At 55.5% G+C, this 17,431-nt stretch carries 14 protein-coding genes and 1 pseudogene; 7 read left to right on the top strand and 8 right to left on the bottom strand.

Annotated features, from left to right (window positions below):
* A complete protein-coding gene (locus ACN8M7_RS22775; RefSeq protein WP_490262252.1) occupies positions 1 to 525 on the top strand; it encodes a helix-turn-helix transcriptional regulator in 525 nt (174 codons plus the stop codon).
* A gap of 14 nt (positions 526 to 539) precedes the next feature.
* Here the strand turns inward: ACN8M7_RS22775 and ACN8M7_RS22770 are convergent, their stop codons facing one another.
* The 8 genes and pseudogenes from ACN8M7_RS22770 to ACN8M7_RS22735 form a co-directional block, all read right to left on the bottom strand.
* Entirely contained in the window at positions 540 to 923 is a 384-nt protein-coding gene (locus ACN8M7_RS22770) for a helix-turn-helix transcriptional regulator (protein ID WP_490262251.1), read from the bottom strand.
* Positions 924 to 1,166: 243 nt separating this feature from the next.
* Positions 1,167 to 2,921, bottom strand: a complete 1,755-nt coding sequence (locus tag ACN8M7_RS22765; RefSeq protein ID WP_490262250.1) for a hypothetical protein — start codon at positions 2,919 to 2,921, stop codon at positions 1,167 to 1,169.
* Between the two features lie 133 nt (positions 2,922 to 3,054).
* Positions 3,055 to 3,675, bottom strand: coding sequence for a hypothetical protein (locus ACN8M7_RS22760; RefSeq protein WP_490262249.1), 621 nt, complete (start codon positions 3,673 to 3,675; stop codon positions 3,055 to 3,057).
* The gene (locus ACN8M7_RS22755; protein WP_490262248.1) at positions 3,672 to 4,376 is read right to left on the bottom strand and encodes an F-box domain-containing protein; all 705 of its coding nucleotides are present in this window, start codon (positions 4,374 to 4,376) and stop codon (positions 3,672 to 3,674) included. The genes ACN8M7_RS22760 and ACN8M7_RS22755 overlap by 4 nt, the downstream gene beginning before the upstream one ends.
* Before the next feature lie 840 nt (positions 4,377 to 5,216).
* Complete coding sequence (locus ACN8M7_RS22750; protein ID WP_280090301.1) at positions 5,217 to 5,351, bottom strand: S26 family signal peptidase; 135 nt, start codon at positions 5,349 to 5,351, stop codon at positions 5,217 to 5,219.
* Between the two features lie 353 nt (positions 5,352 to 5,704).
* Positions 5,705 to 5,902, bottom strand: a complete 198-nt coding sequence (locus ACN8M7_RS22745) for a hypothetical protein (RefSeq protein WP_280090300.1) — start codon at positions 5,900 to 5,902, stop codon at positions 5,705 to 5,707.
* Positions 5,903 to 5,933: 31 nt separating this feature from the next.
* Positions 5,934 to 6,569, bottom strand: a pseudogene (gene parA / locus ACN8M7_RS22740) (ParA family partition ATPase).
* Positions 6,570 to 7,557: 988 nt separating this feature from the next.
* On the bottom strand, positions 7,558 to 8,070 hold the full coding sequence (locus ACN8M7_RS22735; protein WP_490262247.1) for an antirestriction protein ArdA: 513 nt from the start codon (positions 8,068 to 8,070) through the stop codon (positions 7,558 to 7,560).
* Positions 8,071 to 8,715: 645 nt separating this feature from the next.
* Between ACN8M7_RS22735 and ACN8M7_RS22730 the strand changes: the two genes are divergently transcribed.
* The 6 genes from ACN8M7_RS22730 (at position 8,716) to ACN8M7_RS22705 (ending at position 17,210) form a co-directional block, all read left to right on the top strand.
* The gene (locus tag ACN8M7_RS22730; protein ID WP_490262246.1) at positions 8,716 to 9,543 is read left to right on the top strand and encodes a glycosyltransferase family 32 protein; all 828 of its coding nucleotides are present in this window, start codon (positions 8,716 to 8,718) and stop codon (positions 9,541 to 9,543) included.
* Between the two features lie 15 nt (positions 9,544 to 9,558).
* Positions 9,559 to 11,742, top strand: a complete 2,184-nt coding sequence (locus tag ACN8M7_RS22725) for a family 16 glycosylhydrolase (RefSeq protein WP_490262245.1) — start codon at positions 9,559 to 9,561, stop codon at positions 11,740 to 11,742.
* Between the two features lie 184 nt (positions 11,743 to 11,926).
* The gene (locus tag ACN8M7_RS22720; RefSeq protein WP_490262244.1) at positions 11,927 to 12,298 is read left to right on the top strand and encodes a 4-fold beta flower protein; all 372 of its coding nucleotides are present in this window, start codon (positions 11,927 to 11,929) and stop codon (positions 12,296 to 12,298) included.
* Between the two features lie 123 nt (positions 12,299 to 12,421).
* Complete coding sequence (locus tag ACN8M7_RS22715; RefSeq protein WP_490262243.1) at positions 12,422 to 12,778, top strand: hypothetical protein; 357 nt, start codon at positions 12,422 to 12,424, stop codon at positions 12,776 to 12,778.
* A 176-nt stretch (positions 12,779 to 12,954) separates the two neighbouring features.
* The gene (locus ACN8M7_RS22710; protein ID WP_490262242.1) at positions 12,955 to 15,264 is read left to right on the top strand and encodes an AAA family ATPase; all 2,310 of its coding nucleotides are present in this window, start codon (positions 12,955 to 12,957) and stop codon (positions 15,262 to 15,264) included.
* Positions 15,261 to 17,210, top strand: coding sequence for a UvrD-helicase domain-containing protein (locus tag ACN8M7_RS22705; RefSeq protein WP_490262241.1), 1,950 nt, complete (start codon positions 15,261 to 15,263; stop codon positions 17,208 to 17,210). Before ACN8M7_RS22710 ends, ACN8M7_RS22705 begins: the two co-directional genes overlap by 4 nt.
* Positions 17,211 to 17,431: the final 221 nt, after the last annotated feature.

The raw sequence follows: 17,431 nt of genomic DNA, 5'->3' as shown, positions 1-17,431 counted from the left end.
ATGGAATACATCTTCACACTGAAATACCAACTGGCCGACGATGACCGTGACCCGGAAGCGTTGGTCGAGCGCCTCGGCGAGGCCGGCTGCGACGATGCCTTGATCGGCATTGGCCAGCCAGGCCGGCTGGCGCTGGAGTTCACCCGTGAGGCGGATAACGCTGAGGCGGCTGTGCGCAGTGCCCTGGCCGACGTACGCAGTGCGGTACCGTCGGCCAGGCTGATCGAGGTGGCACCGGATCTGGTCGGTCTCACCGATGTGGCGGAGATCGTCGGCGTGTCGCGCCAGAACATGCGCAAACTGATGTTGGCTTATCCGAGCAGCTTCCCTGCGCCGGTACATGAGGGCAGTGCATCGATCTGGCACCTGGCAGACGTGCTGACCTGGCTGCAAGCCAAAGGCAGCTATTTGCTGCCTGGCGGTGTCTTGGATGTGGCTCAGGTGGCCCTGCAGGTCAACCTAGCCAAGGAAGAACGACGGCTAACGCGTCCTGCCTCCAAGGAACTCCAGGCCCTTGTCGGATGAGGACGGCGCCGACTTCATGCTTGGTTTGAGCCCGCCCGGACAGGGCGGGTTTTCCTCAGGTAAACGTCCGGCTTGCTGATATTGACCCGAGGCGCCTGCTTGCGCTCCTCGATCCAGGCCTCCACCTCGGCCAGATCCCAGACCACGCAACGTGGTGTCAGGTTGAAGCGCCTGGGGAACTCGCCACGACGCTCCATCTCGTAGATCGTTGATTCAGCCAGGGGGACTATCTGCCTCAGCTCATGCTTGCGGATTGTGCGCCGGAAGGGAAGGGGGCTGCCCTTCGGGAACTGCGGAAGCGACTCGTAGGCTTCCGTGCCCGGTAAGGGGAGGGAATGGTCAGAGGCGGTATCTATAATCTCAGCTGTTCGCGCAGAAGTATCCATCGCTATCTCCATGATGTAGCTCCATGGGGAAAGAGAGTGGATTTCAATACCAGGTGATGCACCTTGCTGTAGCGTAGTCTGGTGCACGGGCTGCTTCCGGTCCCATGCTGTGTAAAAGCGCGCCCAACTCCATGCGATACTTCTGACATGATTGATCGCGGGGGCAGCCCGTGAAACGTCTATCCGAGACGAATGTCGATGCCAAGCTACTTTACTGGACTACCCCCGCTCCGTTAGACATCCCCGGCCTCTTACTCAAATGTGCGGATCTAGCAACCTTCCCTTTGTGAATTGTCCGTTTTCAATCTGCAGCAACACTTGGTGCTCCCCTTGCTCGAACAGCATTCGGTGGAGCCGGCGCGTTTCCAGGGGGCCAGTGGCTAATGTGCTGGTCAGCGAATCTAGGCTCATGGTGAACTGCTCGCTCTTTGACTCCTCAAGTCTGAATACTCGTGAGCTTGTCAGTTCCATCTGGGAACCATAGACCTTGCGGCTTTCGTTAGCCGTGGCGCTGAGTTGACCTAGGTTTTCAAGTACCTTGGCTGCAGCGCTTCGGTAGATCCCGCGTGGCTGTGACATGTAACGTAAAGCAGCACTGACGACTTGTAGTTGAGTGACCTGGAGGTAGCCACTGACCCAATTGTTCATTCTGGTAAGGCTTTCCTGTAATGCCATTCGGGATGCTTTGACGCCAAAGACCTTGTCGGCTTCCACACCCTCGGCGAGTTCCAATTCTTCCTTCATCTTCCGCTCGAAGAACTGTGCCAGTTCGATCATTTCTGCTTGTCGCATTTCCAGGACGGTCAGGGCCAAATCGGTGACGCCTTCCTGCGGGTAGTGATCCAGCAGGCTTTGCACGTAATCCAGTAGTCCCGCCAGTTTTTCCCAGCGTTGGTGTTCTAGTTCTTTCTGGACGGCATCCAACTGGCGTTTTATAGCGGTTAGTTTTTCGTTGATATCGTGCAGGTGTTTCTGGCCTACTGCCGAGGAAAGTGCGTTCCATACCGCACCGCTGATCATTACGTTCTGCAAGCTGTCCGGCATCGATAGATGGGCGTGCTCGGTGATTCGCCCACCTTTGGTGACGAAGGCTCTCACACTCCCATCGTTGCTAGTGCTTTTGGTGAGCATATCGAAGGGTAGACTGCACACCACATAGTTTCCGTGGCGTAGCTCGGCCAGGGCTGCAAGCCCCGGCACATTGGATAGCAGAGGGTTTAGTGCGCTGACCTGCTCTGGCGACATCGGCAGGCCCGTTTGGTCTGAGGATCGCTCGATGATGCGAATTTTCATCAGCGTACCGTCGTTCTCATCGCGCAGTACAATGTCCGACCTATACACGTCCTCATCGGCCTGTGGCGTTGTTGTGTGGGGCGCGGCCTGATTAGATGAGTTTGCTTCTCGTTGGAGCCGTATCCACCCCATCTGGGCAACGAAAGGAATGGTTACGCGGTAGGCCTCCGTGGCCGCACTGTTGAGGCCAATGCCCGCTGTGGCCGCCAGACCGACAGGGTTCAGTCTCATTCCTGTGGAGGCCACTTTGAACAAGGCTGCACTGTTTGCAGCCGAGAGACCGACTAGCACACCCGCCCCGCCGAGAGGCAGAGCGTCTTTCAACTTGAATAAGCCTGAAAGCACCTTGACGCTGGTACTTCTTTCGAACCGCTCTCTTGGAGGCAGTTCGCGCCAATTTTCCCCGAACAGAGCCAGGGCTATCTCACGCTCCTTGTCCGCCAACGTCTTGTGATTCGCCTGATCTCCGTTTAGCTTCCGGTAAACGTCGTTGACTACTTCCGTGTATTCAATTGCAGGTTTTTGGAGCAGGCGGCGTGCAAGGTTGAATGCCGAATGGCCGCCGAACTGCTGCAATTCATGTCCCAGCAAAATGAGCTGGTCTTCGGAGTATCCATTGGGTCTGGATGCGTGCTTGGCCTTCACGAGTGTTTTCTTGTGCTCCGCACTCAGGCCGGCGCGGCCTCTAGCGAAATCGGTAATGACGTCCACCAGCATGTCAACTTCCTCCGGGGAGGCCTTGCGCAAGCTGAGAAACAGTTCGTTATCGCACTCAATTTTTCTGGTCGGCATTGTATTTTTCGCCTCTTGGATACAGTAAAGAGCGGCGTCGGTTCACTCCTCCAATTGTTCAGGAGGCAATAGGCGTATTCAGCTTCTGGCTGGCGCGGGTGCACCAGTCAGCGATGGCTGTTTCAATTGCGTCGCGATCTGATAGTTGTTCTAGATCAATCGATTTGGCGTAGCAGCGGTAGCCATAGACATCGGTGTCATTAACTTCGTCGTCCTCTGGGTAGCCCATGTAGTCCCAGATTTTTCCGTACCAGTTGCATGGCTTGGCCATGGGCTTTTCGCAGACTACGACTGACAACACCAGAACACTGCGGCTCTGCTCGGCAGGTAAACCCCTGAACTTGCCCGAGTACTTGTTGAAGTCAGTGTCGCTACGGACCCAGGCACCGAACATCAAGTCGCCTGGCATGTGGTTGTCCCAGGGGGCGTCCTGGCCCTGGTTCTTCAGCCAGATCGCCGACAGATCATAGAAGGGCAGGTAGCGCAGGCCGCTGTTGTCACGTTTATCCAGCCCTGCCAGCCCTTGCGGCAGTGGATAAAGGTACTTGTGGTAATAGTCCTCTGCCCCCAGCCGCTCACGGATAAAACCCAGCAACTCGAACATGCGTTGCTGGTAGTCGGCGAGCAGGCGATAGGCTTTGCGTACATCCAGTAGGGCGTCTTGCAGGTTCGTGCTCATTTGCGGCTCCATGCTGCGAATACTCCAGGGTGAACGTCGAGCCTTGGCGGGCGTAGGTCAACCAACTCGCGCATCGGATGAGTTCTCAAACCATGCCAGGCATAGCATTTGGCGATGTCATCAAGTAGGCGATGGAGGCCCGCTGGCGAGTCCGGATCGACCTGACTTTCCAGCGCCTGATACAGCTGTTGCCAACTGCGGCATACCAGCGAGAAGCGAGTTGGGCAGCCTGATGGCAGAAAGTTCAGCACCTCGCTAAGCAGTCGCTGGCGGCCAGCTACGCCCGTATCCTCCAGGCCGCCCAACGTCATGAGAATGCAGCTATCGCCCAGGTAATTCCCGTGCCAACCTGCTAGCAACTGATTGGCCAGTTGCCTGGCATTCTGCTGGCGCACATAGTCGTGCCGCTTGGCCTCAATCAGCACGCAGTGCTGGGCGTCCTGCAGTAGCACATCGGGCTCGACGCGGGTGCCATTCTGCAGATACCACGACGGCCAGTACTCGATAGCCTGTAGCGGACCGAAGGGGGTTCCGAGCAGCTCCGACAGCACCGCCGCCGACAGCTCATCAGGCAGATAGGCCAGGCGCTCAAAGACGCTGGCGGTAAGCACATCCTCTGCACCCTCCGCCAGCTCCAGTGCAGTCTGTTGATTCTGTAGGCCGGTACCGCGTTTCTTCCCTGAAAAAACTGCATTGAGCATGGCTACTCCTTCGCTCAGGCCGACGCCTTTGCCCGCGCTTGGTCTTGGGGGCTGCATCGCGTTGGGCTTTGATTCGATCCAACAAAACGCTGGCTGGCTCGTCATTCCGGATCTTGCGGAAGCAGTTCATCTCGGAAGTCCTTGGCCAGGATGCTTTGGCCCAGTTGGTCGATACGGTTTTTGGTCGAGGCGACCTTGGCTTTCAGTTGATCGGCGCAGAGGACTATTTCGGTTTGTTCGTCATATGACGGCAATGCAACAGGCAGCCTTCTCACATATGCGAAATTGATGTCTTTCGTGTCACTCCACGGACCTTTCCAACCAGTGAGCGCTGTCCACTGAGTAAGCCATATTTGGCTTTGTAGCGCGTAAGCAAAGCCAGCTTAACCAACATGAGCAAAGTTTGACTATGGCATTGAGCCACTCAGTGGCCCGGGACAGACAACTTGGCTCTCGCCAGAGCCAAGTTGTCGGGTGTGTATGTTCTAAGCTGATCGCAATGAGGAGTGCTAGGCACGCGCCAAAGCCAGCACTGGCGGGCGTTTGCGCTGTGCACGGCACGCCTTTGCATGCATTGAGTGCCGTCTCCAACCCTCGTGCAGACTGCTTTTCGGGCCAACGAAGTGCCGCCCCCTTTTATCTTGCCCTCCGCTTTTTCCGTGCCTTTGTGCGCCAGAGCAGGGTAATCAGGCTAAGGGATACTAAGGATTTCGCAGTCGCTGGGCGGTAGCCGAGGGCAGAGGTATCCGCAGGTCCGCAGTGCTTGAATGCGCAGGCTGAGCACGCGCTATCGACATCTAGATCGACGCGATAATCGACAGCTCATCGACATGAGTTCGATCACAAGAGCTGCACCCGAACGATCATCGTGCTGACAGACAGCGGACCGATGTGGCGACTGTCGAATGACTTCGGGTTGGTGCTGCTGAGCAGGAGCAGTTCATCGGCAGCCAGGCGCGCCGGTAGGTGTGTCATGCTGGCAGCGCGCGACCCTGTCGATCTCTGCGCAAGAGCCTGCCAGCAAGGACGCCATTGATGCGCACCGTACCTGACTCTCTTGCATGCACATGTGCTGCGGTACCATCGTCACCACGGCCTTCAACAGCGGTGCGTTCGCCAGCAGGTAGTCGTGCTGCGCAGCCATTGCATTAGGTGAACCAGCATCAGATCGCCAGGCGACAGTGAGTTGATCGGCGAATTGCGATACCTGCCGGCAGGGACGCTGTAGATCAGTCGTGGTGGCGACGTTGCGAGCGCTGCCCAACCCAGGGTGAGTGTACTGCCTGCGAGTAGTGTCAGCGGTTGCCATGCCTGGTGAGTCCCCTGCGTCATGATGTGGTCTGCTGCTTCAGCACCTCGCGCAGCATTTCCGCTATCGTCACGCCACGGTCGAAGGCCGCCAGCTTGATCCGCGTGCGCAGTGCGGGCGTCACGTCCAGCGTCAGCCGGGCGCTGTAGCGCTCGGCCTTGCCGCTGTCGACGGCGGCGCCCCGGCGTATCCAGGCTTCGGCCTGCGGATCGGCCAATGGGCGTTCACCGATACCGATGCGCTTGCGCTCATGGCAACCACCTCAGTAGCTCGTCTACCAGACTGATGACCCCACGCGCGGCGGTGCTGTCCGCTGCCAGTTCACATGCCAGGCGACCGAATGCCACGCTGTCTGCGAATACGATGCGCTGGCGTACCTCGGCCTGCAGCGCTGGTAGTGGTTGGTCGGCCAAGGCACCGCGCACTTCGCGGCCGATCGCTGTGGTGCTGACGCGGCGGTTGATGGCGAACGCCGCGCGCAGCGTGGGCCTGAAGACCTGCGCCTCGCGGATCAGGTTGACCATCTCCGCGCTGGCCCACAGGTGGTAGGGGCTTGGCTGCACCGGCATCAACACGCGATCTGCCGCCAGCAACGCTGAGCGGGCGAGGGCGGCGATGCGCGGTGGCTCGTCGATGATCACGTGATCATCGACGAGCCAGCTCCGGGGCTTCCTGGTGCAGCGTCTCACGCGTCAGGCCGACGGCGCTGAACAGCCTGGATAAGCCCTGCTGGCTGCGCAGTTGCGTCCAGTCTAGTGCCGAGCCCTGCGGGTCGGCATCGAGCAGGATGACGTTCTGTCCGCTCAGGGCCAGTTCGCCAGCGATATGGGTGGCCAGGGTGGTCTTGCTCACCCGCCTTTCTGGTTGAGCAGGGCGACGATCATGGCCGGATTTCCCCGGCCAAACCGCCCAAATCAGCAGCTGTCCACAAACGGGTGCTGCCCCAATAACAAGTTAGAGCTTTTAAGTTAGTTAAGTTAAGGGAGGCTACAGGCCAGGCCAGTCGTGGCCTGCAGAGGAGTTCGTGCGCCTGATAGCACGAGGGTGATGCGCCTGATAGCACGTGCCGGCGTGCGCCTGATAGCACGACTGAATTCACAGCTTTTCCAGAAGATATCCCCGTGCCGTTGACGGCACGCGACGGAGACAAGGTCGTCTGGGGTACAAGCGCCGCGATGTTTCAGCGGCTTCCTGGGCCAGGGTAGGCGCCGATCCCGGAGCTGGGTAAGTGCAGGTTCGAGATAACTGCGCTCAGGAGAGGCGTCACAATCTGCGGCGCATCGTCCTCGTGCTGGAGTTAGAGCCGATGATCACCCTCGGGGCCAGTGTGCGTTTGCCGGAAACGGTCCAGGAGCGCGTTGAAACGCTTCAGATGACTTGGGGAGGTGCGGAAGATGGGGTAACGCGGCTGGAGCGTTATAAGGGGCTCTGGAGGCGTTTCTGGCCGCTGTCGTTGAGCGTGGCTCAAGGGTAAACAGGTGGGCCTAACTGGTAGGCCCTGGCCTGTTCGTGTGCGAGCTCGCGTCTTGCAGTCTCGCCCAACGGGCGGCATTTGGCGTGTGTGGCTGCAATCTCCGAAGGTGCGGTTCTACGGCTTTCTGCAAAACCGGACAACCGCATCGGTGGTTTTCCGTAAATCCGTAAAAGTACAGACCCGCTTCCCCACCAATCCGTAAAACCGTGGATACGGATCGCTGGATTTGGGTAAGACTGTAACGGTCTCGATCGGCAGGCGGTACAACGAGGTTGCTTTAGGCTGATCGCCGGGGGCACCTGCCGGTGCATCAGCCTTGCGGGTGGGGCGCGCGGGTGGCCGGCAGGACAGGGGCGCAAAAAACAAGACACCGGGTCTCCCCGGTGCCTTTCGCTGGTCTATCGACTCCAGAACACATGCACCTGCTTGAAGCCGGTCTCCAGGGTGAACACGTCGCCGCTGTATTCCATATCGCGGGCCATGGCGCGGTAGTCGATGTACATGACCAGGTGCGGCGGAATACTGCTGGTTTCCTCGGTCAGCTCCTGGGCGTAGTCGGCCAGCGAGCTGTAGCAGCCGCAGTAATCTTCCTCAGCCGCCTTGCGCGCTTGCTCCAGGTCGTTGAAGTGAGCGAGCAGGGCGCTGCCGAACGCGGGGTACTCCTCGATGAAACACGCAATCTGGTGGGCGCTTTCGAGGCCCTCGTACTCACCGAGGCGGTAGGCGTCGAAGCCCTCGAAGTCGTGAATGGCGTATTCCTCCGCCCCCTCGACCGGCGAGGCCGCCAGCATGGCGTCGACCTGTTCCTGGATATCGTCCAGCTCCTGGGTGGCGTCGATCCAGACGCCATGCAGATGACCGGCGTTGTAGGCGGCCAGGTCGGCAACGTAGATCCTGATTTCTTCGCTCATGGCTTTCGCTCCTTCGTCTTCAGGGTTCTGCGCTTGCGCTGCGCATGAACCCCTGCCGACTAGGGCGACTAAGGCGGTCGTGAAAAAATCAGGAAAAATCGCGGAGGCTCCACCCAGCGCAGCGGCCGGGTGGAAACCGTCTATTTTTCTTGATTTTGAGGGGGCAAGAACCCCTGCTTTGGGAAGGGGAGAGCGTCACCACGGGTGGTGACAGCAACGTGTTTCGTCAGTTGGCAACTGGCCGGACGCGGCCGAGGCTGTGTAAAAACGCTTCTGGACCGAGTTTGCGGCCTTCAACGGAAGGAAATAGGCGCTCCCCTGCAAAATCTGGGTCTGCTGACTAACCAAGTGTTTGCAGATTTCACGTAGCAACGCAGACCTCAGAGCAGCGACTGCGTTTTTACACAGCCTGGGCCAAGAGCAGACGCCCAGCCAACGCCTCTCTATGTGCTACTGGCGAGCCCGGCTATTTGCAAGCGAGGCTGAAAGCCGTTTGTGCCCTCGGAGGAGTTGCTGGCATGCATTTATGATCTAGCCTTACACCTGCAGACGATGTGAGCAGTAGACTTCGTAGTCGCTTTTGAGTTATCCAAATAGCTAAGAAACTCAAATCTCAACATCACGACAATAAGGACTTAGTCATCGATGGACCAGAAGGCAGGCACTCCAGAAGATCATCGCCGACGCTCTGACTTTATAAAAAAACTGGTCCAAAGCCCCTTCCGAGACAAGCCATTGCCTCCCGAATACTCCCGCGGCGTTCCAAAAACTATCGTCCAGTTCTGGCACAAACGGGCTCAGTTACCCAGCGATGTATGCGACTGCATGAAGTCTTGGAAAGCGCTAGAAGCGCAAGGGTTTAATTATCTTTTTTTCGATCAAGAAGACGCGAAGCAATTCATACGTGAGCGGCTCGGTGAGCGCCATGTTAGTGCGTTCGAAAAGTGCTATCACCCCGCCATGCAGTCGGACTACTTTCGCCTGTGCTATATATCGGTAGAAGGCGGTTTCTATGTGGATGCAGATGACGTGTATATTGGATCTCCAATCGATAGACTATTCATTGATGGTCGATTGAAAATTCAGCCCCTGTGCTATGACGTAACGACAGGATTGATGGTGGAGTCCGCGGTATTCACCAGCGAAGGGGCATACTCCCCAAGCTGGATTTTCTATTTCAATAATAACCCATTAATTGCACCTCCCCGCCACGCGGTGATTGATAGAGCCCTAGCCCAATCAACCCATCTTCTGGAGCATTCAGTTGGCGAGTTTCCGGAGATTCAGTCGACAACTGGCCCTGGAAATCTTTCGAAATCGATTTTCGAATTAGATACCGAAAATATCGAAATCGAATCAAGTCTTTACGTACTCTCCAACTGGGAGAGAACTGCATCTACGAAGTGGCATCTGAGCTACAGGAATGACTCAAGAAATTGGCGACTGTCAAATCAGAAGCAAAATCAAGGATGAAAGGAAAGGATAGAAATGAACTTAGCCAGACCTCTTCGGACGGTAGCAAGCCTGTTTTACTCTGTGCTCCTGCGCAGTCGCTTTCTCCTGCCACCACAGCGCTCTCGCACATTCACCTCTTCCTTCCGAACTGAAGCGCGTATCGGACAGGTCTACGTCATAAACTTGGACCGAGAGACAGTAAGATGGTCTGACGTTATGTGCGAATTAAACCATATCGTAGATGACTCTGGCGTAAAACTTACGGAGCAATCAACGCGTTTCTCAGCTATCGATGCTAGAGAAATGCCAGAGGGGAGTATTGACAATGAATATGTACACCCCTTCTATACCCTGGCCGACCAGTTGTATGTAGAGCCCCAGCCCAATGCTCTGCCGGACGAGTTTGAACTTGACCGCCCAATTCGAATGAGCCCCCCAGAGATTGCTGTTGCTCAATCACATATACGGGTTTGCCAACTCATTGCCGAAGGCCCCCATGCGTATGCCTTAGTTCTTGAGGACGATGTTTACTTTGAGCGCGGCTTTGGCTCGCTGCTCGACACAGCGTGGAAGGAAATGTCGGGCGCAGATCAAAAGGAACCGCAGTTCGATATTCTTTATTTGTCCTATAAGGAAGTGAAGAACGGCGCCAGAAAGGAGTTCCTATCTAGCAACGTTTTTAGACCTGAGCGCGGACTCTGGTACTTCTCTGGTTACGTGCTCTCAAAAAAAGGGGCACGCAAGCTGCTTGAGTTGCTGCCCTGTCGCGGCCCCATCGATTTATGGATTAATCATCAATTCAATAAGCTCGATGTCAGGGCTGTTCGCAAATCTATTATTGGCCAACGGCGCGATCTCAACTCCTCGAATTCCTACTCTATTCTCCCGTCCCTTACCAAAATTGGGGTCATCGACAGTGAGGGAGCAGCCCTCTTTCACGAGCGCCCCAAAGCCCAGCCAGTTTTTGCATTTGGCTCAGCAGGTTCAGGAGCGTCCTCTCTGGCCATGGCACTGTCGATGCTTGGATATCGCTGCTGCAGCGACCTTGATAAGTTACCAATTTATGAACTTGAAAGCTTGTTGGCTGGCTCCGTAAACCGAACATTCAACGCATACGTCAATGTTGGCTGCCTAGCTCAACATATCAGCACCCTGCGGACTAAATACACTCACGCCAAGTTCATCGTGACCACGAATGAACTTGCATGCAATGAAGCATATGTACGCTCTTTGCTCGACAGCCTTGAAGGCGCAGACGTGGTGGTGCTGCATTCGGATGAAAAGCGCAAATGGCGTGTCGTTTGCGAGCATCTGATGTGTGCACCACCCGTTTGCTCGTACCCCGTAATTCAAGATTTTGGACAGCAAGAACTTTTGGATCAGGATCCAGATATCCCGACCTTGAGCGTCTGGAAGAATCTCAAGCACGACGCCTTGCCCTGGGTGGTGGAGTCTCGTCCAAGTTGGCCGGGAATCCGTTCTAGGAAAACGGCTTCTCATGCTGGTAGCGATAAAGATCGAGCTGTGTTTAACGATTCACTGGAATGCATTGATACCGAGCGCTGGCTACTCCGAGACGACACGTTTCCGGGTAACCTTGCCCTGTTTCGTCCCGAGAACATCGCAGTGCGACCAGGTTCAGGCATAACCCTAACTGTTAAGGAGGAGGCACTCGGCGTCCGGGACTTCAGCGCCGCAGCTATTTCGAGCTGCCAGAAGTATCTTTTCGGTAGGTTTGAGGTTTCGATGCAGGCAACCAGAGTTCCTGGCCTGGTTACAGGGTTCTTTCTGCACCGTGACACGCCCCGACAGGAGATTGATATCGAGATCGTGGGGAATCGTTCGGATCATCTGCTGGTGAACGTTTTCTACAATCCCGGCGGAGACGGGGCAAAGTTCGATTACGGATACCGAGGAACGCCAAGCCTTATTCCCCTCGGCTTCGATGCAGCAGACGCACTTCACACCTATGCAATCGAGTGGGATCCATCTGAAATCAGGTGGTTTGTCGATGGTCGCTTGGTGTACCGGCGGGGTATCTGGAATCCCACCCCCATTCCGCATCTACCTATGACTCTGCATGTGAATACCTGGCCGACACGCTCCAGCGAACTAGCTGGGCGCCTTGCACGGCGCGCCTTACCTAGTGCTGCGTTAGTGGGGTCGATTACAGTCGATACGACTATTGCTACTGCCTGCGCTTCAACATCAGGATGAACTAACAATCGAGTGCCACGATATTAACGCTGCTGGAACGCCCGCAAATAGTCGCTATGCTGCCTGTAACAAATGCTGGAATCACCTCGCATACGGCAGAAGTCGGCCAGAAACGGATCTTCGCTAACCATGCTGGTGGCTACCTGATATGATCTGAGTTCCGATTGGCTGGAGGCCAGACACGATGGACTATGTGACGTTCTATGATCGGACTGGAAGGGCAGTTGCTTGGTTCGATAATGAAAATGACCAGCCCACCATCTATCTCTATGACGGCAGGCCAATCGCATGGATCTCGGACGAATCCATCTACGCCTTTTCTGGGGCGCACCTGGGCTGGTTCATAGACGGCTGGATTCGTGATTCACATGGTCGCGGTGCGCTCTTCACACCAGATGCATCAGGCGGGCCCGCTAAACCAGCAAGACATGCTCGCCCTGCGCGGGGCGCACGACACGCGAGACCAGCTCGCAGCGCACGGCAAGCACGCCCAGCCAGACCTGCCCGTTCCGCTGTCTGGTCGCCTCTCAGTGGAGAGGAATTCTTCTCTAGGTAAACCTCCTGATGGAGGCGATATCTCCTTCTTTTCATCAGGCAGAGTCCCGCTATGAGAATTTTAATTAGTTAAGTTAAGGCATTATTACGCTCCCTAGCTTTTAAATTTTCTTGGAGGTCAAATATGCCAAATTCAATAGCTATCAGATCTCATGCATTCTCCTCGCAAGCAGAAGCGAAAGAATATGTATATTCTTTGCGCGACAAGTATGCCCACAAGGAAGAAGGCATTACAGATCCTGAGGATTTTGAGTTCCTCAAAGAGCTTTACACTAAATATTGTGAGTATGACAACTGGAAAATTCCCGGCAAGCCAATAGCCTTTTTCTCGCGCTACATACGTCGAGGGCAAGGTGCCGTCGGAGGGACTACCATAGGATTTGTTGTGCAATTTGATGACAAAGATTGCACGGAGTTAGAGTTTTCGGCCCAGAAAGCTATTCAGCTTGTAGCAAATGCACAGAAGAGAATGGTCTTGTAGTTAGGAGTAATCGGCGTTCGCGCAGTACACAACGATTAGTCTTCAGCGTCCGTGACGCGTTGAACGTCTGCTAAGAACAATCTCTGTCGGTCACAACCGGCAGAGAACGGCCAGGAGCTGACGGCCAGATATATTGTTTTGAGTTGGCGCCCCCCCATGGATTGAGAGGAACCACAATGCCAGAAGCAGTTGTCACCACGCCGGTAGCCGGAAACATCACACTTCGATTCCTAGAACTTTGTCAGTTCCGGCGACTTGGTAAGGTCCAGCTCGATGTCGACAAGAAGACTACTATTCTTGTCGGCGCCAACAATAGCGGCAAAACATCGGTTCTTGCAGCGCTACGCCACTTCCTTTCAGATGGCTCTCCCTTTGGTGCTTTTGATATCAGTCTCTCGCAGTGGCCGAAGTTGCGAGCGCTTGGTACAGCTTGGGAGGTGCTAGAGGAAGATCCGTCGACAGTGACCGGGTCCGAAGAGCAATGGATCGAGCAGCTCGGAATCATCCACTCGGCCATGCCGACGTTGGACCTCTGGTTCGATGCGGAGGCTGGCATGTTCCACTACGTCGCCCCGTTTCTCTCCAAATTCAGCTGGAAAGGCGGAGCCGTTGGGGTACGGTTGCGTCTGGAGCCCGCTGCAAGCGTTGACGAGTTGAAACAGCTGGCTTGGGCATACCACACGGCGCGACTGCCAGTGAAGGATATGGGGGCGGATTCGCTTGCCTGGCCCATTGACCTCCTCGACTTTTGGTTACGCGAGCCACACAAGTTGGGTCAAGTCCGAGCATACAAACTAGATGCCGACAACAACCCCCTGGAAGGGCTAGAAACCTATGCGACTCAGACTCTGCCAGCAGACGCCAGTCCAATTGAGCGCAAAAATCTACAGAAACTGATACATGTTGACTTCGTAGCAGCGCAGCGGGGTCTTGGCAGTGAGGAAGCTGATTCTCGGTCTGCTTCTGGTCCTCACCGTGTTGGCATGTTCTCCAATCAACTTCTCAAGTTTGCTCGACAACACCTTAATGTTGCTACAACAGGTCATGGACATCGCGCAGATCTTCTTAAGGCGGTCGCTGAGGCGCAGCAGGAGCTGGACAAGAAGATTCAGGAGGCGATTGCTCCGTCGGTGGAGGAGGTTAAAGAGCTCGGGTATCCAGGGTTGCACGATCCCCAAGAGATTCGCTTCCGCACGCGCATACAGACAGCTGATTTGCTCGACCATGGGACCGCTGTTCAATACAGCATGCAGAAGGACTCACTGGAAGAGCTTCTTCCCGAATACTCCATAGGACTCGGATACCAAAATCTCCAATCGCTCAGCTATCAACTGGTTTCTTTCAAAACTGCCCGACTCAAGCCTGAAAAGGGCGCTCCGGTACCCGTTCATCTGGTATTGGTTGAGGAGCCTGAGGCGCATCTCCATGTTCAAGTGCAGCGCATCTTTCCAGATAAGGCCCACAAGCTGATCAGCCCGAACGAGAAAGATGCTTCAGGACTTAAAAGCCAGTTAATTATCAGTACTCACTCCAGCCATCTCGCGCATGCGGAGTGTTTTGACCGATTACGATACGTCCGCCGCATAGCGAAAAGCGCAGAAAATCTCATGCCGACCACCGAGGTAGTTAATCTTGGGCAAGTTTTCGGTGATGACAAAAAGACTCGTCAATTCGCAGAGCGATATTTCCGCGTTCAGCATACTGATCTTTTGTTTGCCAACGCTGCAATTTTCGTTGAAGGCGTTGCTGAGCGTATGCTGGTACCGCTTTTCATCGAACGAGATTTCAAAGTGCTCAACAGCCGCTATCTGTCCTTCCTGGACATTGGTGGTAGTCACGCCCATCGGCTTAAGCCGCTTGTGGAAAAGCTTCGTATTCCTACGGTCATCATCACCGACGTCGACCCCGTTGAAGAGAGAGCTGGCAAGCCAACTAAGGATGGTGAGCCGACCACGACTCTAGTTGCAGTGGCTAATACTGGCCAAGCCGGGCTGCAATGCGGGAACCCGACACTGCGCGGATGGCACCCTAAACTGCAGCAGCTCGAAGATTTCAAGAGCCCAGCAGAGGTACAACTTGTTTGGAACGAAGTCGCTGAATGCTTAGTGCGTTTCGCCTGGCAACTGCCCGTGGCTGAAGCGGGCGACCATTGGCCTAGCACCTTTGAAGACTCTCTTATTCTCAAGAACATTCCTTGGTTCAAAGGCCTTATGGATGAGAAGGTCGACGGCGATGGCAATAAAATTAAGCCGCCAAAAGGCGCGCTTGGCTCCGTAGCTCGACGGGTTGCCGACCATGAAAATATTTCAGACTTGGTCGCAGCTCTGCACAAACTCATGCATGGCTCATTCAATAAAGGAGACTTCGCCGCAAGCATCTTTGAGATGGTCGCGACGGCCGAACCAATTGCATGCCCTAAGTACATTGCGGATGCCTTGGAATGGCTTCAAACACAGCTGGACCCCAACTCGGAATTGATGTCATGACCGTGGTTCCGACCCTTGGCGACAACGACCGCGATGCCGGCGTAGTTGAGGAAATCTGCGGCTACCTCACTGAAGAGCCACCGCGCAGTTATTTCCTTTTTGCGGGTGCCGGTTCCGGTAAAACGCGTACTCTGGTTGAAGTTCTTCGGCGGCTTACCGGCGTCATCGAACACGATAAAGGCGAGCAGCTGGCACGACGTCTGCGAATGTACGGGCGCTCGATTAGGGTAGTGACATACACCAAGAATGCCGTCTCGGTCATCAACGCACGCCTCGGTGACAACGACTTAGTCTGCGTATCGACGATCCACTCGTTTTGTTGGGAGCTCATCAGCGGGTTCAACGATGATATTCGAGAAGCCCTTATTGCCGTCAAAGAGGCTCAACTCGCGAAAGAGACTGCCGAGGCGCAAGCGAAGCCGAAAGGCATTACGCCAGCTAAACAGAGAGATCTTGACGAAATCAAGGATGATATCGAGGCCTTTAGAGCGACCGATGTGTTCATCTACCATCCCGATCGCAACACGTACGGCCCCGGCGCGCTTGCGCACAGCTATGTCCTCGACGCTACAGCGTGGCTACTCCGAAATAAACCTACGCTCCAAACCATTCTCAAAGATCGTCACCCCATAGTTCTTATTGATGAGTCGCAGGACACAATGAAAGGCGTGCTAGAGGCCTTGATGGGGCTTGCTGAGCAGGAGGGGGGCGACTTGACTCTTGGACTGCTCGGTGACCATCGACAACGCATTTATGCTCACGGACACGCCGATCTTCCAAGTCTTGTCCCGCAGAACTGGGCAACGCCAGAGCTGCAGATGAACCATCGCAGCCAGCGCCGAATCGTCACGCTCATTAACAAAGTTTGGGAGGCTGAGCTTGACGGTCGGACGCAGCCTACAAACGGTGTGGAGCAGCATCCTAGAACTGAAAAGGCCGGAGGCGTGGTTCGGATCTTTGTGGGGGATACTTCGCGTTCTCCGAAGGACAAAGTGCTCGGCGAGCGTTGGTGCTCAGATCGGATGCACGAAGTCACTGGGGCCGCCGCCTGGAATCAAGGTCAGTACCAATTGCTCGCACTGGAGCACAAGCTCGTCGCCACTCGTGGCTCGTTTCTCGATGTATATGAGGCAATGGTCCTGCTAGATCCTGACGCTGCAGCGCCTTCTGGCAGTGGTGATAACAAGGGGCCTTCTGCCGTGCAGGTTCTCCTAAACGAGCTTGCTCAATTAGAAGCGTGCGTAGGTATTAACGGTGTCGTAAACGAGTTAAAGGTCACAGAGGTGTTTCGTCGGTATGGAAGCCTCGACAACATGCCGGAGGAATGTGCCGCGCGAGCGAGTCGCGTGGAGGAGATGCTGAATGCCATCACAGCATTTGCCACCGCCTGCAGCAATCCGAAGTCGTCTATTGCGGAAGTGCTCGCACCGGTCTTGAGCGCAAACTTATTTGAAATCGATTATCGCCTCTCGGAAGCATATGCCGACAAGTCGCCACCTCTTCCGGCACCGGGTCGAGGGGAGGAGGAGTCCAAACAGGCCAGGGTGCGTCGCGGGTGGTGTGCGCTGTTCGCCGCACCCTGGAGTCAACTCAGACTGTACCGAACTTACCTCGCTGGGAATTCAGTTCTCGCAACGCATCAGGTGGTCAAGGGTTCCGAGTTTATGCACGTCATGGTTGTGATGGATGACGCCCTTGCTGGTGGTTTTCTTATTTCCTACGACAAGATTTTTGGTGGTGTGGAGCTTAGCAAGCGGGACAAAGAGAACGTAGAGCAGGGCAAAGAGACGACTATCGACCGCACCTTGCGGCTGCTTTACGTAACCTGCAGCCGCGCCCAGGAGTCACTTGCCCTTGTGCTCTGGTCGTCCGACCCTGCGGCGGCACTAGCTAGAATCAAGGAGAGTAACTGGTTTGCCACAGGCGAGTTTCAGGCAATCCCATAGTTTCCCCCCCCACAGGTGAAAAGGTGCAACGGTCAACCCTGATGCAGAGAGCCGGTAAGGAATTTAGGCTCTCCAGTATCGGTGGGCTACCGGGCGTAAGCGTCCAGCCAAGTCACCTTCCGAACTCCAGCATTAAGGGCGATGGTGTCCGCGTATTTTTAAGCGGACGCGATAGCCCTTATCGCCGGGATTCCCATGCGCCAACGAAGCTCTTACCCCAA

Source organism: Pseudomonas spartinae (assembly GCF_965197125.1).
In the GTDB taxonomy this organism is placed as follows: domain Bacteria; phylum Pseudomonadota; class Gammaproteobacteria; order Pseudomonadales; family Pseudomonadaceae; genus Aquipseudomonas; species Aquipseudomonas composti_A.
This window is presented reverse-complemented; position numbering and strand designations above follow the sequence as displayed.